Origin of the sequence: Microbacterium sp. 1154 (assembly GCF_031455375.1) — a bacterium.
GTDB lineage: Bacteria > Actinomycetota > Actinomycetes > Actinomycetales > Microbacteriaceae > Microbacterium.
On sequence record NZ_JAVDSN010000003.1, the window covers coordinates 161,339 to 175,454 of the forward strand.

A 14,116-nucleotide genomic window follows, 5' to 3' on the forward strand; every position below is an offset into this window, starting at 1 on the left:
CGCACCCCCGACCGCCGCAATTCAACCTCTGAATAGCCTGGCAATCAGTCGGCAGTCCGCTCCAAAATGAGTTGACACAGTTGCCACCCTCCTCCTTGTGCATAAACGTGTTGTCCGTCCCAGATGACCAACGAGGAGATATTTATGTCAATTCGTAAGAAGTCCTGTGCCGTCGTTAGCGGCGGTGCTCTTGCGCTTGGAATGCTCACGCTCGCTCCGGCCGCTCACGCAGCTCCCACCGAACTCACACACGATGAGTTCATGGCTGAGATCGAGAATTACCAGAACGAGAACCCCGGGGACTACGTGGGCCTCGAACAGTTTGTCGAGAGCATCGGCGGCGAATTCAAGGTCAGCACAAACATCACTGGACCGACTACGGCGAAGGGCGCAGAAGAGGCTTTGGCGAAGAATTCCGATCCAACGAGCACCGATGCGATCGCGGCGGCGGGGTCTCTCCCGTCGGATTCTTTCACAGTCGCCATTACCTCCTTCCGACAAGGAACGAGTCCCATCATCGATGTGACCGGTAGCTGGGATTGGCGCAACGACTTCGCAGGACAAACCGATCCGCGTGACGTTGCCTCCCTCGGCTTCAATTCGTCCTGCGGCGCTCGTTCAAATCCGCGTGCAACCACACAGGATCTGAACGGCGGAGTCACGAACACCACCACGCTGTACGACAGCGGTGTCACCACCAATTCCGTGGTGTGGGAGGTGGACGCGGCGGTCAGCGGATTTGTCAACAGCGCAGACCAGGGTCGCGTGACTGTCACGTGGGACACTTCAGGGTGCACCGACACGTTGCAGGCAGGTTTCATTTACGAGGGCAATCAGGGCGGTTCGCTCGACTCCATTTCCGCTAGCTTCGGAGCGCTGAGCATCGGCTATTCGGGCGGTACGCTGGCTCTGCAGAAGTCCACGGCACCGCTAACGCTGTAACGCTGACGGCGGGCATAGATACCCGCCAGTTCAATAGCGCCAAGGCTGTGTCTTGCTGAGAGTGAGCCACAGCCTTGGCACTATTCGATCCGAGGTAGGGAGCTCCGGGTACCTCCGATCCGAGTTCCTCTTGTGCAACGACGCGCTGCTGGAGAAGTGACGAACGATCAACCCCAGCGGTTCAGGTGCAGCTTGGGGCGGGGATCTGGAGGCGCTTGGGCAGCTTCTGAAGAGTGCAGATAACCGGTTACCCGCTGTAGTCGCTCACGCCCATCTTTCATCCGCGCTCGCGCGGCTCGTCAAATTGTCGGCGAGCGGCCACGGGCGAGGCGATGCGCTTGTCGGTGGTGCGCGTAGTTTCGGCACCGCGTGACCACCGGCGCGAAGTCGACCCTCGACCTATGCGTGAGGCGCCCCGACCGGGCCGGATACGAATTGGCCGAAAAGGTGCGCTGGCAAGAAGCGCTCGACGCCCCCGCCCATCTGATCATGAAGCGCAGCGGAGCCATCGATCTGTAGTACCCGTAGCCGGCTGCGCGGCCCGGACTCTTCCTAAGGGCTCGATTCGGCGATTGGTTACTCGGTCCGGAGAACCCGGACGGTATCGCAACGGTCGCATCGACCCTCCTCCCGAGTACTCGAGAACCGGAAAGCTGAACCCCCGCGAGCCGCCATCATCGCTCGGATCCCCTCGCACCGACGCGCCGTCGGAACAGCAGAGCGTCGACGCGGGGGATGAACATGGCCCCTCCCGCCCGCACCGCCGGATACACCCCCGCCACCCAGACGATGGATGCCAGGGCGTCGCCAGCGTAGTGGACGCCGATGATCACGACGGACACCGACATCCCGACGACGAGGACCACCCCGATGACGATCCCCAGTGCGCGCCATCGCGTCGCCCAGAGCGCGCAGATCAGCACGGCGGCGAAGGATGCCGTGAAAGCGACGTGACCGCTCGGGAACGACGGGTCGGCTGTTGCGCCCACGGCCTGTGTCATCGCGTCGGACATTCCCGGCCGCGGTCGGTCGACGATGAGCTTCGCCGCTTCCGCGAGACCCCACGTCACGGCCACTCCCCCGAAGAAGGCGAGGGCGACCTGCCACCGGCGGGAGAGAACTCCAACGGCGACCGTGGCGACGATCATGATGCCCGCGGCGGGCAGCGGTTTCAGCGAGCGGTAGAACGCCTCCGCCACCTGAGTGAGCGCGCTGACATGCAGGTGATGCGCCGCGTTCGAGAACGCCACGTCTATCGGCACGAAGCGGAGAACGAATCCCACGGCGATGAGCACAACGATGGTCGAGATCGCCACCACGATGTCGCGCCGGAGGTGAGCCGAAGGAGTGAGAAGAGCGCTCTCGGCCATCGACGGCCCACTCGGCGCGGAAGAGGAGGTCACGGGGGCATCCTGCCCCCGCACACTTCTGAATCAGCCGAGACAGCGACCAAACGACGACGAGAGGGACGCCCCGTGCAGCCGGGGCGTCCCTCTCGTGCGAATGCCGGGGTGCCGGCATCCGGAATCGTCGTCAGGCGACGGTGAAGATGACCTCGACCTCGACGGGGCTGTCGAGGGGAAGGACGGGCACCCCGACCGCGGAACGAGCGTGGGCGCCGGTCTCACCGAAGACCTCGCCGAGGAACTCGCTCGCGCCGTTGATGACGCCGGGCTGCCCGGTGAATTCGGGGACGGATGCCACGAAGCCGGTGAGCTTGAGCACGCCGGTGAGGTTGTCGACGCCGCCGACGACAGCTGCTGCCGCAGCGATCGCATTCAGCGCGCTCTGACGGGCGTAGGTCTTCGCGTCGGCGGGGTCGACGAGACCCTCGGACTCGCCGACCTTGCCGGTCGCAGGCAGGGCGCCCTGGACCATGGGGAGCTGGCCCGAGGTGTAGACGAGGTCGCCATGGCGCTTGGCCGGGATGTAGGACGCGACCGGCGGAACGACCGACGGCACGTCGACGCCGAGGGCGGCGAGGCGCTCGGAGACGCTCACTGCTGGCCCTCGAACTGGCGCGCGGCGGTCTCGGCGGCACCCAGCCCGGCGTTGGCGGCACCGCCCCCGGTGGGACGCTTGAAGTAGGCGACGAGCCCACCCTCGGGACCGGGAACCACCTGCACGAGTTCCCACCCCTGCTTGCCCCAGTTGTTGAGGATGGCCGCGGTGTTGTGGATCAGCAGGGGCGTGGTGAGGTACTCCCACGTGGTCATGACGGGCTCCCGGAGGTGGCTCGGAGCGCGCAGAGATCGTGCGCGCGAGGGTGGACGCGTCCGCGCGCGAGCGCACGCCTTCAAGGCATCGCCCAGCAACGTCGCTTAGCATCAAGCCTATGCCCGAGAACAAACGAACGGCTAGCGGTGCCCTCGGCGGCATCGTCGGCCTGGTCGGCCTGAGCGCGGTCGCCGGACTCCTGGTCACCGCCGCCGTGACGCCGGCTATCGCCGTCTCCGGTGCCGCTGCCTCCAGCGCGATCACCGTCTTCGACAACATGCCCAGCTACCTCAAGCCCGACGAGCTCATGCAGCCGACGACGCTGATGGCCGGCGACCGGGTGCTGGCGAAGTTCTACGACCAGAACCGTTCTCCGGTCACCTTCGACCAGGTCTCGCCCGTCATGTACGACGCAATCCTCTCGTCGGAAGACCCGCGTTACTACCAGCACGGCGGTGTCGACCTCATCGGTACGACGCGCGCGTTGCTCAGCAACGCCTCGGGCGGCGAGACGCAGGGTGGCTCGTCGATCAGCCAGCAGTACGTGAAGAACGTGCTCGTGCAGCGTTGCGAGCGCGACGCGAAGGCCGTCGAGGCCACCGAGACCACCGCGGCGGTCTCGCGTGACGAAGCGCTGCAGAAGTGCGCCCTCGAGGCTGTGCAGTCCGACGGCGCAGCGGGTTACCAGCGCAAGCTGCAGGAGATGCGGTACGCGATCCAGCTCGAGAAGGAGTACACGAAGGACCAGATCCTTCTCGGGTACCTCAACATCGCTAACTTCGGCGGCACGACCTACGGCATCGACGCCGCGGCTCGCTACTACTTCGACACTCCTGCCGCCAACCTGAGCGTCGGCCAGGCGGCGGTCCTCGCGGGCATGGTGCAGAACCCGAACCGTTTCCGCATCGACCGCGAGAGCGGCTCGATCAGCGACGGCGAGACGTCCTGGAACAAGGCACCCGACGGCTCGATCGACGACGTCGACCAGAGCACGATCCAGGCGCTCTACACGCTGCGCGACAACGGCGAGATCACCCAAGAGCAGCTCGTCAACGCCGCCGACGGCTACAGCGAGACCAAGGGCCGTCAGCTCTACGTTCTCAGCCGCATGGAGATCGACGGCAAGATCACGCACGAACAGTACGTCGCCGCCGCAATCGAGCCGATCACCCCCAAGATCACGCCGACCGACCAGGGCTGCGCGTCGTCCGCAGCGCCGTACTTCTGCCAGTACGTCGTGTCGACGATCCTCAACTCTCCTGCCTTCGGAGCCGAGACCGATGATCGCGTCCGCGCTCTGCGGCAGGACGGTCTGACCATCCAGACCACTCTGGACTGGAACGTCCAGGATGCCGCTCAGAAGACGATGAGCGACAACGCCCCGGCGTCCATGGACCAGCTGAAGTTCGGAGCGACCGCTGTCAGCCTCGAGGCGAAGACAGGCCGCCTCCTCGCCATCGCGCAGAACACGAAGTTCACGCAGGACCCGAGCCTGGCCGAATCGGACCCCTCGTACAACTCGATCGTCTTCGCGGGCGATTCGACGAACGGCGGCTCGATCGGCTTCAGCGCCGGATCGACGTTCAAGCTCTTCACTCTCGTCGATTGGCTCGAGAAGGGCCACTCCCTGAACGAGACGCTGAACGGACGCCTACGCCCCGTGCCGAATATGACCAACTCGTGCGCCGGCAACTGGGTGAACCAGGGCAACTACACGATCAACAACTTCGGTAACAGCGGCGGTTACGTCGGCACGCCAATGATGTTCACGCGCGACTCGCTCAACACCGGCTACCTCGCCATGGCGGCCGAGCTCGACCTCTGCGACATCGCCAAGGTCGTGAAGAAGATGGGCGTCACCACGGGTGACGGCAAAGAGATCACGATGGCGAACGCGAACGAGGTCATCGGTAGCGACAACATCTCTCCGATCGCCATGGCTGGCGCTTTCGCCACCGTGGCGAACGGCGGCAGCCGCTGCCCGGCCAAGGTCATCGACAAGGTGACCGCGGCAGACGGCTCCGATCGCCCCATCCCCGACCTGCAGTGCGAGACGGCGCTCACGCCCGAGATCGCCGCCACCGCCGCCTACGCTCTGCAGGGCGTCATGACGGGGAACGGCACCGGTGCAGCTGCCAATCCCGGCGACGGCACCCCGGTGCTCGGCAAGACCGGTACTCATGAGGCCCACGAGACCTGGATGATCGAGTCGTCCACGAACACCACCACCGCGGTGTGGGTCGGAAACTGGGACGGTGGAACGACCACTCTGTTCGGAAAGTACGCGAACCGCATCCAATTGAGTGACCTGCGTTACCGCCTGGCTCGAGATGTCCAGCGCGCAGCGGACGACATCTACGGCGGAGACCGCTTCCCCGACCCCGTCTCGAACCTCCTTCGCACGCAGCAGCGCGACCTGCCGAACGTGGTGGGCCAGAGCATCGACAACGCCACCTCCACGCTTACGGCAGCCGGCTTCCGCGTGACGGTCGGCGACCCCGTCGACTCCCCCTCGGGTGCCGACACGGTGGCCGCGCAGAACCCGGGCGGCGCCACGGCCCCCGCGGGTTCGCAGATCACGCTGAGTCCCGGCAACGGGCAGGGCGCGACGGTGCCGAACGTGGGCGGTCAGACCGTTCCCGCGGCTCAGGCCGCGTTGAACGCGGCCGGGTTCACGAACGTGTCGATCGGCGGCTGTCAGGTGGATGGCAACGCCCCGAATGAGGGCCGGGTGACGTCGACAAATCCCGCCGCCGACACCGCGACGAACAAGAGCACCGCCATCGCGCTGTCGATCACCGCGAAGAAGTGTTGATGAAGTCCGTTCTCAAGACGACCGCCCTCGCGCCCCTCGGGGTCGCGGGGGCGGCCGCTGTCGGGGCGGCGGTGTGGGGAATGGGCATCGAGCGCTACCTCTTCACCGTCCGCTACCACGCGCTGCGTGTGCTTCCCAAGGGAGCTGAGCCGGTCCGCGTCCTGCATGTCTCCGACGCGCACATGGCCCCGTGGCAGCACCGCAAGCAGGAATGGATGGCGCGCCTGGCGGAGCTGTCTCCCGACCTCGTCGTCAACACGGGCGACAATCTGGGTCACCGTGACGGGCTCACCGGCATCCGGGCAGCCTTCGCGCCCCTGCGCGGCGTTCCGGGTCTCGTCGTGCACGGGTCGAATGACTTCCAGGAACCGGCTCCTCGTAACCCGCTGCGCTACTTCACCGGGCCGTCCGGGCATCAGCCCGCGCACAAGCATCTCGATGTCGAAGCTCTCGACCGGTACTTCGCCGACGACCTCGGTTGGAAGATCCTTGATGACTCCGCGGTGTCGCTCGAGGTGAAGGGGCTCCGCGTCACCGCCTTCGGCGTCAACGACGCGCACCGCAAGTGGGATCACCCCGAGCTCATCCCCCCGGTGTTGGAACGCCTGGATGCCGCCGACCTCACTCTCGGCGTGATGCACGCGCCCTACCGGCGCACTCTCGACACGTTCACCGACCTCGGCGCCGACGTGCTGCTCGCGGGACACACGCACGGTGGACAGGTGCGGGTGCCGTTCCGTCGCGAGGCGCTCGTGTCGAACTGCGACATCCCGCTGGATCAAGCACGCGGGCTCAGCGACTGGACCCACGAAGGCCGCACCGTGCCGCTGAACGTCAGCGCGGGGCTCGGGCACTCGATCTACGCGCCCGTGCGTTTCGCGTGCCGCCCGGAGGCATCGTTGCTCACTCTGCTGCCGCGCTGACACGTTCTCCACAGTCGCCTCAGGGGTCGATCCGTACACGGATCGGCCCCTTCGCACGTCCGGGATACGGGCCGTTCCCCGAGGATCGAGTTCCTCGACCGAAGGGACTCCCCCGATGCGCCACCGTCCACCCTCTCTCCGACGGCTCCCCGCCGTCTTGACGCTCGCCGCCGTGCTCTTGGGCATCGCCGTGGCCCCGGCTGCGAACGCCGCCGACCGAGGCACGGGCTTCGGCACGTGGGCGCCGCTCTCCCGCACCGGATGGCACGGATCTATGCGAGTGGGAGACGTTCACACCTACTGCATCCACCCCGGTCTCCCCGTCGCCACCGGAACCACGACCGACCACGGCGTGTCCACCGACGTCAACGGGCTCACCCCGCAGCAACTCGTCTCCATCAACTACCTCGTCAGCACCTACGGACAGACCGGCGACGCGGTGCAGGCGGCGAGCGTCGGTTGGGCGGTGAAAGCCATCGTCGACAGGGATACGACGCTGCACTCCTGGGGGTACGGCGGGAACGAGCTGACCGAGGCGATCGACTACATCATGCGTCGAGCGAGCCCCGAGAACAGCAGCGCGATCCAGCAGCGCACGGTGCAGTATCTAGCCGAAGCCGAGAGCGTGGCCGTTCCACGCGTCGGCGGCGCGCTGACGCTGTCGATGGACGAAGACGATCCCACGCGGGGAGCGGTGACGCTCGATGTAGACCCGACCGCCTCGGGAACACTCCGACTCGAGAACGCGCTCTTCGCCGACACGGGAAGCTCCGAGCGCGTCGGAGTCCAGGGGGCAGCCACGTACCCGATCATCGCCCCGGCGACGGCGTCCGACGATGGACGGCCGTACGTCGCCCGCGCTGCGGGGACATTCACCGTGCGTTCGGCGGCCATCCGGTACTACTCGACCCCGGGGCAGCAGGAATCGGCCGGGCCGGCCGAACCGACCACCTTCACCCTGACGGCCCAAGACGCCTCACCGCGGCCCGTGCGCTTCTCCCCCCGGATCGAGACGGCGGCCACCATCGACTCCCGCGGCCGATTCGTCGATGACGTCATGGTGTCCGCCGGTGACGGTGTCTGGCCGCGACAGAGCGACGGGTCTTTCGTCATCGTGAGCGCAACCGCCGACGTCTACCGGACGAATGCGTTTCCCGCCGAGTCACCCGTGATCCCGTCGAACCTCAGCCCGGTAGCCCACCTCGAACTCCGCAGCGACCCGAAGATCGGCCCCGCCGTCTATCGGACGGTGTCCGCCTCCCTGCCCGGTCCGGGCGTCTACACGGCGGTGTGGCGCATCGAGCGCACGTCACAGGATCCTGATTCGGTCGCCAACTTCCCTCCGCGCTACTTCTGGATGGAGCGTTTCGCCACTCCCGCGCAGACGGAGCAACTGGCTTTCGCCCCGCCGCCCGCTGACCCCGAGCCCTCCCCGACGGCGACCCCCGCGACCCTCCCCGCAGTCATTCCACTGGCACCGCCGACACCCCCGCTGGTTCCCGCGGCACTCGCACTGACAGGAGTCTCCGGGACGTCACTCGCGGTGACGAGCGGCGTCTCCGCTGTCGCCATCGCCGTGGGGATGTACGCCTGGCGGCGCGGTCGCCGACGCGCAGACCCACTGGCCGGCTGATGTTCTGCCGGCGTGGGCGTGCGTCGCTCTCCAGCCCGCAGCCCGCTCCGGCAGAACCCGATCGATCGAACTCAAACTCCCGGAGTGGTTCGAAGCACTCCTCGCTGCAGGGTAGACTTGTCTAGTTGCAACGGGGTGTGGCGCAGCTTGGTAGCGCGCGTCGTTCGGGACGACGAGGCCGCAGGTTCAAATCCTGTCACCCCGACCACTGCATCAACAGAAGGGCCCTCCGCTCAGGCGGAGGGCCCTTCTTGCATATCCCGGCCGAGCATCGCCCCGAGACGCCCGGCGCACCCGCCGACCGCGCCGACGGACCGCGAACGAGTCGCTCCCACACCCGCGCTCGAAGGCACGTGCTGCTGGCGATCACCTCCTGCGTGTTCCCGGGCATAACGAAGCGCCCCCGGCCCCTCCCGAAACGGGGAGGCACCGGGGGCGCTTGCTCAATCGTGCTTAGCTCTTCGCCCGACGCAGCGAGCGGAAGCCGAGGGCGCCGATCCCACCGAGCAGGAGCGCCAGGGCACCCCAGGCCAGCGGAGCGACGTCGCCGCCCATACCGGTGACCGCCAGGCCACCGCCGTTGCCGGCCGGCGCGGGGGTACCGCTCGGGGCGGGGGCAGCAGCCGCGACGACGGTGAAGTTCAGGTACGTGCCGTTCGACACGCCCTGGACCGTCTGGACAGCACCGAGCTCGTACGCGCCCTCACCGAGAGCGGTGGGGAGCACGACCGACCACGTGCCGTTCTGCACCGTGGTGCGAGCGACCTCGTTCTGGTTGACCACGACAACGATCTCCGCGCCGTTGACTCCCGTACCCGAGACAGACGTCGGAACAGCCGCACCGCTGTAGGTCGCGCCATCCTGGATGCCGTCGATCGTCGGCGCCGGCGGGGCGATCGTGAAGTAGATCACAGCCGCAGCGGAGACCTGACCGTCACGAGCCTGGGTCGCCGAGACGTTGTACGCACCGATGCCGAGGTCGACAGGGATCGACCAGGTGCCGTCCGCACGCACGACCGCGCTGCCGTTCGCGGCGACGGCTGCCGGGGCCACCTTGACCTGCGCGTCGTCACCGGGCGCGGAGTCGTCGACGGTCTCGGCAGTCAGGGTCACTGTCGCTCCGGGGAGACCGGTCCCCGTGAACTCATTCAGCTGGTCGATGATGATCGAGCCGTTTCCGGGCGAGGTGATGACCGGCGGTGCCGCCTTGACCTCGACGGTCGCATTGACCGACGGCGACCGGCTGAAGCCGCTCTTCGCCGTCACCGAGAACGCGTAGGTACCGAGCTTGTCGGGGGCCGCGAAGCTCCAGTTGCCCGCGGCGTCGGTCAGGGCGTCGAAAGCCGCGCCGGAGGCGGGCTTGATCTCGACGGTCGTGCCGGCCGGCGCGGTGCCGGAGATGGTTCCGCCGACACCGATCTCGCCGCCGTTCGCGGGGGTCACGAGAGCGGGCGCGGCGATCTCGACGGCGACGGTGTAGCCACCGGTCCGCTCGAGGCCCGCCTGCAGGTCGGCTGCCCAGAGCAGCGTTCCGGCAGCGTCGCCGCCCGAGACGACACCGACCGCGGTGTTGCCCTGGAAGACGGCACCGCCCGAGTCACCCTCGAGGACCATGACCTCGGCGCTCTCGACGGGGAAGCCGTACACCTCGCGGTCGCCGACCTTCGCCCATCCTTCGAGCTCGAGCACGGTACCCGAGGTGTAACCGGTCGTGCGACCCGACTTCGAGACCTGGCCCGCCTGCACCTTACCGACGGAGGTCACGGCGATGGTCGAGAGCGAGAGGTCACCCGAGCTCGCGGTCGACCAGTTCGTGATCTCCGGCTTGAGGTTCAGCGCGGTGTTGGTCACGTCGATGGCGGCGATGTCGACGGATGCCTTGTCGCCGACGGTGCCGGCGGAGTTGCCGGGTCCGCCGAACTGAGAGAAGCCGAGCGTGCCGAGAGGGGCGCGGAACGAGACGTCATCGTTGTTGGCGGCGCCGCCGCCCGCGGGATCCCCCGTGGGAACCGTCAGCACGCTTGCGGTGAACGCGCCGTCGTCGTTGCAGTGGCCGGCCGTGATGACGGCGGGGGCACCGGTGGGCGTGAATCCCGTGAAGCCGATCGAGCACAGGCCGCCGGCGGCCGTAGGCGGAGCGGAGGGGTCGGCGCTGAAGTACCCAGCGCCCGCCACCACGTCGGTCTCGGCCTTCGGGCTGAACGGGCTGTCGATGTGCTTGACCACGACGTTCGACTTGGAGTCGGCGAAGGTCTTCGCCTCACCCTCGGCTTCGGTCGTGTAGACGACGACGCGGCCCTGGGTGTCCTTCGTCACAGCCTGAACGTCGTCGTTGGCCAGGAGCTGCTGCGCGGTCGCGTCGAATGCCGGACCGGAGGTCGGCGCGAGCGACTGGTCTTCCCCGGCGAAGGCCGCGGGGGCCAGCAGACCGGAGGCGGTGAGCGCGACGGCGGTGGACGCTGCGGCCCACCCCATACGCTTCATGTTTCGTGTCATCGTCTCATCTCATGTGTCGGTCAAAACGCGCGATGAGGCAGGACGGGAATCTCGATAGGGCCCCCACCCATCTCTCAGCGTCGAGCATTACCTTAGGGCAACCTGAGCATTGTTTATGAGCATTGTTTCGTTTTCCGGTATCGATGAGGAGATTCTCATGTCCCGCCGTTTCGCCGCCCTCGCCGCATTCGCCGTCGGCGGCATGATTGCAACGGCGTGCGCCTCCCCCGCCAGCGATCCCTCCCGTGCATCCGAAAAAGGCCGGTGGGTCGGGCAGGGTCCGGAGTTTTTCACCCTGAAAGACGGCACCCTCACCGGCAGCGACGGTTGCAACGGGCTCAACGGCTCGTACTCCCGCGAGGGCGACACCCTCACCGTCCGTCTCGGGCTGTCCACGCTGAAGGCCTGCATGGGCGTCGACACCTGGCTTCGCAAGGTGGCCACCGCGACGATCACCGAAGACACGCTCACCGTCTTCGACCGCGCAGGCGCCGAGATCGGCATCCTCACCCGCGACGTCTGAGCCCGCGCGCCCACCCGCTGCGCGCCGGAAGGGGCGGCGGGAGCCCGCCGGTAGAATCACTTCGTATGCGGGCCCCTCGGCGGCCCGCCCGCCGCGCGCACGCGACACCTCCGTGCGACGACCTCTCACCTTTCAGGAGCACCGTGTCCGACGCCTCGCCCCGCCTCGTCGCCTTCGACCTCGACGACACCCTCGCCCCCTCGAAGTCGGCGATCGACCCGCGCATCGGCGACCTGCTGCTCGCCCTCGCCGAGAAGGTCGAGGTCGCGATCATCTCCGGCGGGCAGCTCCAGCAGTTCCGCAGCCAGGTCGTCGAGCGCCTGCCCGAAGCCTCTCCCGAACAGCTCTCGCACTTCCACCTCATGCCCACCTGCGGCACCCAGTACTACCTGCTCACGCCCGCCGGCGTCGAGACGGTCTACGCCCACTCGCTCACCGACGACGAGAAGCAGCGCGCTCTCGCGGCCGTGCGCGAAGAGGCCGAGCGCCTCGGCCTCTGGGAGTCGGAACCGTGGGGAGACATCCTCGAAGACCGCGGCTCCCAGATCACGTTCTCGGCACTCGGGCAGTCCGCCCCCCTCGAGGCGAAGATGGCCTGGGACCCCACCGGCGAGAAGAAGAACAGCCTGCGCGAGGCCGTGGCGAACCGCATTCCCGACCTCGAGGTGCGTTCCGGCGGATCGACCTCGGTGGACATCACCCACCGCGGCATCGACAAGGCCTACGGCATGAACAAGCTCGTCGAGGCCACCGGCATCCCCCTCGACGACATGCTCTTCGTCGGCGACCGCCTCGACCCGGACGGCAACGACTATCCCGTGCTGGCCATGGGCGTCGAGTGCCAGGCGGTGCACGGCTGGGAAGACACCGCCGCGTTCCTCGAGAAGCTCATCCCGACGCTTCCCGCACGAACCGGGAAGTGAGCCCGGGCAGCGCGAGCCGTCAGAGGATCTGCCCGATCGGCTCGCGCTTCTCGGCCTGGAACCGATCCTCGGTGCGGCCGTAGGCCCAGTACCCCGACAGGGAGACCTGCTCGCGGGCCAAGCCCCACCGGGTGAAGACGAGATCGCGGATCCGCTTCATCGCCTCTCGCTCTCCGTGCGCGAACACGTGTCCTCGTCCGTCGAGCGGATGCCACGCGGCCACGGCATCCGCCAGGACGTTCGTCGCACCCGCCACCGCAGCCCCTCGGTGAACCCAGGTGATCTCCACGCCGGCGGGAGCGGCCAGCGCGAGCTGCTCGTCAGCGGCCTGGACTTCGAGGAACGCCGCGCCGACGGCATCCGGGGCGAGTGCCTCGAGAGCCGCGGCGATCGCGGGGATCGCGGACTCGTCGCCGACGAAGAGGTGCCAGTCCGCCGTGGCGTCGGGTGCGTAGCCGCCTCCCGGCGACGACACCACGAGACGGTCCCCCGGCTGCGCCCGCGCCGCCCACGGGCCGGCGAGGCCCTCGTCCCCGTGCACGACGAAGTCGATGGTCACCTCATCCCCGTCGACCGCGCGCACCGTGTACGTGCGAGTGACCGGGAGATCCTCCGGCGCAAGGGATTCGCGCAAAGCGGCCAGGTCGTACGGCGGCTCGAGGCCCAGCTCCGGCTTCGCGAAGGTGATCTTGACGTACTTGTCGGTGTGGGGACTGTCGCGGAATGCCGCGAGGTTCTCGCCCCGAGCGCGCACCCGGACGAGATGCGGGGTCAGACGCTCGGTCTCGACGACGTGGAGCACGTGCTGGGGGCGTGGCGGGCGCGCGGGTCGATCACTCATGGGGATCCTCCTCCGAAGCGGACGGTGAGGAGCGCACGGCTGCCCGCGCCGCGTCACCGACGGCGGCCTCGGCCGCGTCGGACGGGCTCAGCGCCTGCGCCACCTCGGTGTAGTAGTCGGTGATGTGCGCGCGTACGGCCTCGCGCGCACTGTCGGCGTCGCCTTCGGAGACCGCCGCGACGATCCGGCGGTGCTCCGATCGCAGCCGCTCGGCCACGGTGGGCCACGCGTTGAGACGAGCGGCGCCCGCGCGCGTGTACGCCTCGATGGAGCTGCGCAGGCCCGCCATCATCGCCGAGATGACCGCATTGCCCGACACCTCGGACAGGACCTGGTGGAAGCGCGCATCGAGGGCGAGGAACTCGTCGGGCGCCAGGCCCTCGGCATCCATCGCATCCAGGATGCCGACCACCTCGGCGAGGTCGACGTCATCGCGGGCCAAGCGCTCGGCGACATCGCACTCGAGCACGATGCGCGTGCGGACCACGTCGGTCAGGGGGAAGCCGTTCGCGGCGACCTGCAGCCGCAGGAAGGCGGCCAGTCCACCCCGGGGAGTCGTCACGATCATCGCCCCGGCGGTGGGCCCGGAGCCCGTCGCCGTGCGGACGACACCGAGCACCTCGAGCACCCGCACCGCTTCGCGCACACTCGAGCGACCGACGCCGAGCTGTGTCGCGAGTTCGCGCTCCGGGGTCAGCCGGTCGCCGGGAGCCAGGCGTCCCTCGCGGAGGTCGCCCTCGATGCGTTCGAGGACCACCTGCCAAGCGCGGGGTGCGGTGTTCGGCATGACATCCCCCGTCCCG

At 68.0% G+C, this 14,116-nt stretch carries 13 protein-coding genes and 1 tRNA gene; 8 read left to right on the forward strand and 6 right to left on the reverse strand.

Features of this window, described 5'->3' with window-relative positions; genetic code table 11:
* Positions 1-261 precede the first annotated feature (261 nt).
* The gene (locus J2X55_RS12505; RefSeq protein ID WP_309823788.1) at positions 262-942 is read left to right on the forward strand and encodes a hypothetical protein; all 681 of its coding nucleotides are present in this window, start codon (positions 262-264) and stop codon (positions 940-942) included.
* Positions 943-1,311: 369 nt separating this feature from the next.
* Positions 1,312-1,461 carry a hypothetical protein gene (locus J2X55_RS12510; protein WP_309823790.1) on the forward strand — a complete coding sequence of 50 codons (150 nt, stop codon included), beginning with the start codon at positions 1,312-1,314 and terminating at the stop codon, positions 1,459-1,461.
* A 155-nt stretch (positions 1,462-1,616) separates the two neighbouring features.
* Here the strand turns inward: J2X55_RS12510 and J2X55_RS12515 are convergent, their stop codons facing one another.
* The 3 genes from J2X55_RS12515 to J2X55_RS12525 all read right to left on the reverse strand — a co-directional run bounded on the left by J2X55_RS12515 (position 1,617) and on the right by J2X55_RS12525 (position 3,158).
* Complete coding sequence (locus J2X55_RS12515) at positions 1,617-2,345, reverse strand: phosphatase PAP2 family protein (protein WP_309823791.1); 729 nt, start codon at positions 2,343-2,345, stop codon at positions 1,617-1,619.
* A 130-nt stretch (positions 2,346-2,475) separates the two neighbouring features.
* Positions 2,476-2,943 (reverse strand): RidA family protein, encoded by a 468-nt coding sequence (locus tag J2X55_RS12520; protein ID WP_309823793.1) that lies wholly within the window; start codon positions 2,941-2,943, stop codon positions 2,476-2,478.
* Entirely contained in the window at positions 2,940-3,158 is a 219-nt protein-coding gene (locus tag J2X55_RS12525; RefSeq protein WP_115919177.1) for a DUF4177 domain-containing protein, read from the reverse strand. Before J2X55_RS12525 ends, J2X55_RS12520 begins: the two co-directional genes overlap by 4 nt.
* A gap of 119 nt (positions 3,159-3,277) precedes the next feature.
* Between J2X55_RS12525 and J2X55_RS12530 the strand changes: the two genes are divergently transcribed.
* The 4 genes from J2X55_RS12530 to J2X55_RS12545 all read left to right on the forward strand — a co-directional run bounded on the left by J2X55_RS12530 (position 3,278) and on the right by J2X55_RS12545 (position 8,738).
* Complete coding sequence (locus tag J2X55_RS12530) at positions 3,278-5,974, forward strand: transglycosylase domain-containing protein (protein ID WP_309823795.1); 2,697 nt, start codon at positions 3,278-3,280, stop codon at positions 5,972-5,974.
* Positions 5,974-6,897 carry a metallophosphoesterase gene (locus tag J2X55_RS12535; RefSeq protein WP_309823797.1) on the forward strand — a complete coding sequence of 308 codons (924 nt, stop codon included), beginning with the start codon at positions 5,974-5,976 and terminating at the stop codon, positions 6,895-6,897. Before J2X55_RS12530 ends, J2X55_RS12535 begins: the two co-directional genes overlap by 1 nt.
* 172 nt (positions 6,898-7,069) lie before the next feature.
* Complete coding sequence (locus J2X55_RS12540) at positions 7,070-8,530, forward strand: hypothetical protein (RefSeq protein ID WP_309823798.1); 1,461 nt, start codon at positions 7,070-7,072, stop codon at positions 8,528-8,530.
* A 131-nt stretch (positions 8,531-8,661) separates the two neighbouring features.
* Positions 8,662-8,738 (forward strand) — tRNA-Pro (locus tag J2X55_RS12545).
* A gap of 245 nt (positions 8,739-8,983) precedes the next feature.
* Here J2X55_RS12545 and J2X55_RS12550 read toward each other — a convergent pair.
* Positions 8,984-11,014 carry a S1 family peptidase gene (locus J2X55_RS12550; protein ID WP_309823799.1) on the reverse strand — a complete coding sequence of 677 codons (2,031 nt, stop codon included), beginning with the start codon at positions 11,012-11,014 and terminating at the stop codon, positions 8,984-8,986.
* 169 nt (positions 11,015-11,183) lie between these two features.
* On the opposite strand from J2X55_RS12550, the gene J2X55_RS12555 reads away from it, so the two are divergent.
* Both J2X55_RS12555 and J2X55_RS12560 read left to right on the forward strand, forming a co-directional pair.
* A complete protein-coding gene (locus tag J2X55_RS12555; RefSeq protein WP_181906509.1) occupies positions 11,184-11,549 on the forward strand; it encodes an META domain-containing protein in 366 nt (121 codons plus the stop codon).
* Between the two features lie 143 nt (positions 11,550-11,692).
* Positions 11,693-12,472 (forward strand): HAD-IIB family hydrolase, encoded by a 780-nt coding sequence (locus J2X55_RS12560; protein WP_309823801.1) that lies wholly within the window; start codon positions 11,693-11,695, stop codon positions 12,470-12,472.
* 19 nt (positions 12,473-12,491) lie between these two features.
* Here J2X55_RS12560 and J2X55_RS12565 read toward each other — a convergent pair whose 3' ends face one another.
* Both J2X55_RS12565 and J2X55_RS12570 read right to left on the reverse strand, forming a co-directional pair.
* Positions 12,492-13,313, reverse strand: a complete 822-nt coding sequence (locus J2X55_RS12565) for a siderophore-interacting protein (protein ID WP_115919197.1) — start codon at positions 13,311-13,313, stop codon at positions 12,492-12,494.
* Positions 13,306-14,100: an FCD domain-containing protein gene (locus J2X55_RS12570; RefSeq protein ID WP_309823802.1), complete on the reverse strand. Its 795-nt coding sequence runs from the start codon at positions 14,098-14,100 to the stop codon at positions 13,306-13,308. The genes J2X55_RS12565 and J2X55_RS12570 overlap by 8 nt, the downstream gene beginning before the upstream one ends.
* Between the last annotated feature and the right edge of the window lie 16 nt (positions 14,101-14,116).

Bases quoted from the DNA above. Each gene is read 5' to 3' on its own strand.
- J2X55_RS12555 (WP_181906509.1), top strand. From the start codon at position 11,184: ATGTCCCGCCGTTTCGCCGCCCTCGCCGCATTCGCCGTCGGCGGCATG.
- J2X55_RS12535 (WP_309823797.1), top strand. From the start codon at position 5,974: ATGAAGTCCGTTCTCAAGACGACCGCCCTCGCGCCCCTCGGGGTCGCG.
- J2X55_RS12505 (WP_309823788.1), top strand. From the start codon at position 262: ATGGCTGAGATCGAGAATTACCAGAACGAGAACCCCGGGGACTACGTG.
- J2X55_RS12525 (WP_115919177.1), bottom strand. From the start codon at position 3,158: ATGACCACGTGGGAGTACCTCACCACGCCCCTGCTGATCCACAACACC.
- J2X55_RS12530 (WP_309823795.1), top strand. From the start codon at position 3,278: ATGCCCGAGAACAAACGAACGGCTAGCGGTGCCCTCGGCGGCATCGTC.
- J2X55_RS12570 (WP_309823802.1), bottom strand. From the start codon at position 14,100: ATGCCGAACACCGCACCCCGCGCTTGGCAGGTGGTCCTCGAACGCATC.
- J2X55_RS12550 (WP_309823799.1), bottom strand. From the start codon at position 11,014: ATGAAGCGTATGGGGTGGGCCGCAGCGTCCACCGCCGTCGCGCTCACC.
- J2X55_RS12565 (WP_115919197.1), bottom strand. From the start codon at position 13,313: ATGAGTGATCGACCCGCGCGCCCGCCACGCCCCCAGCACGTGCTCCAC.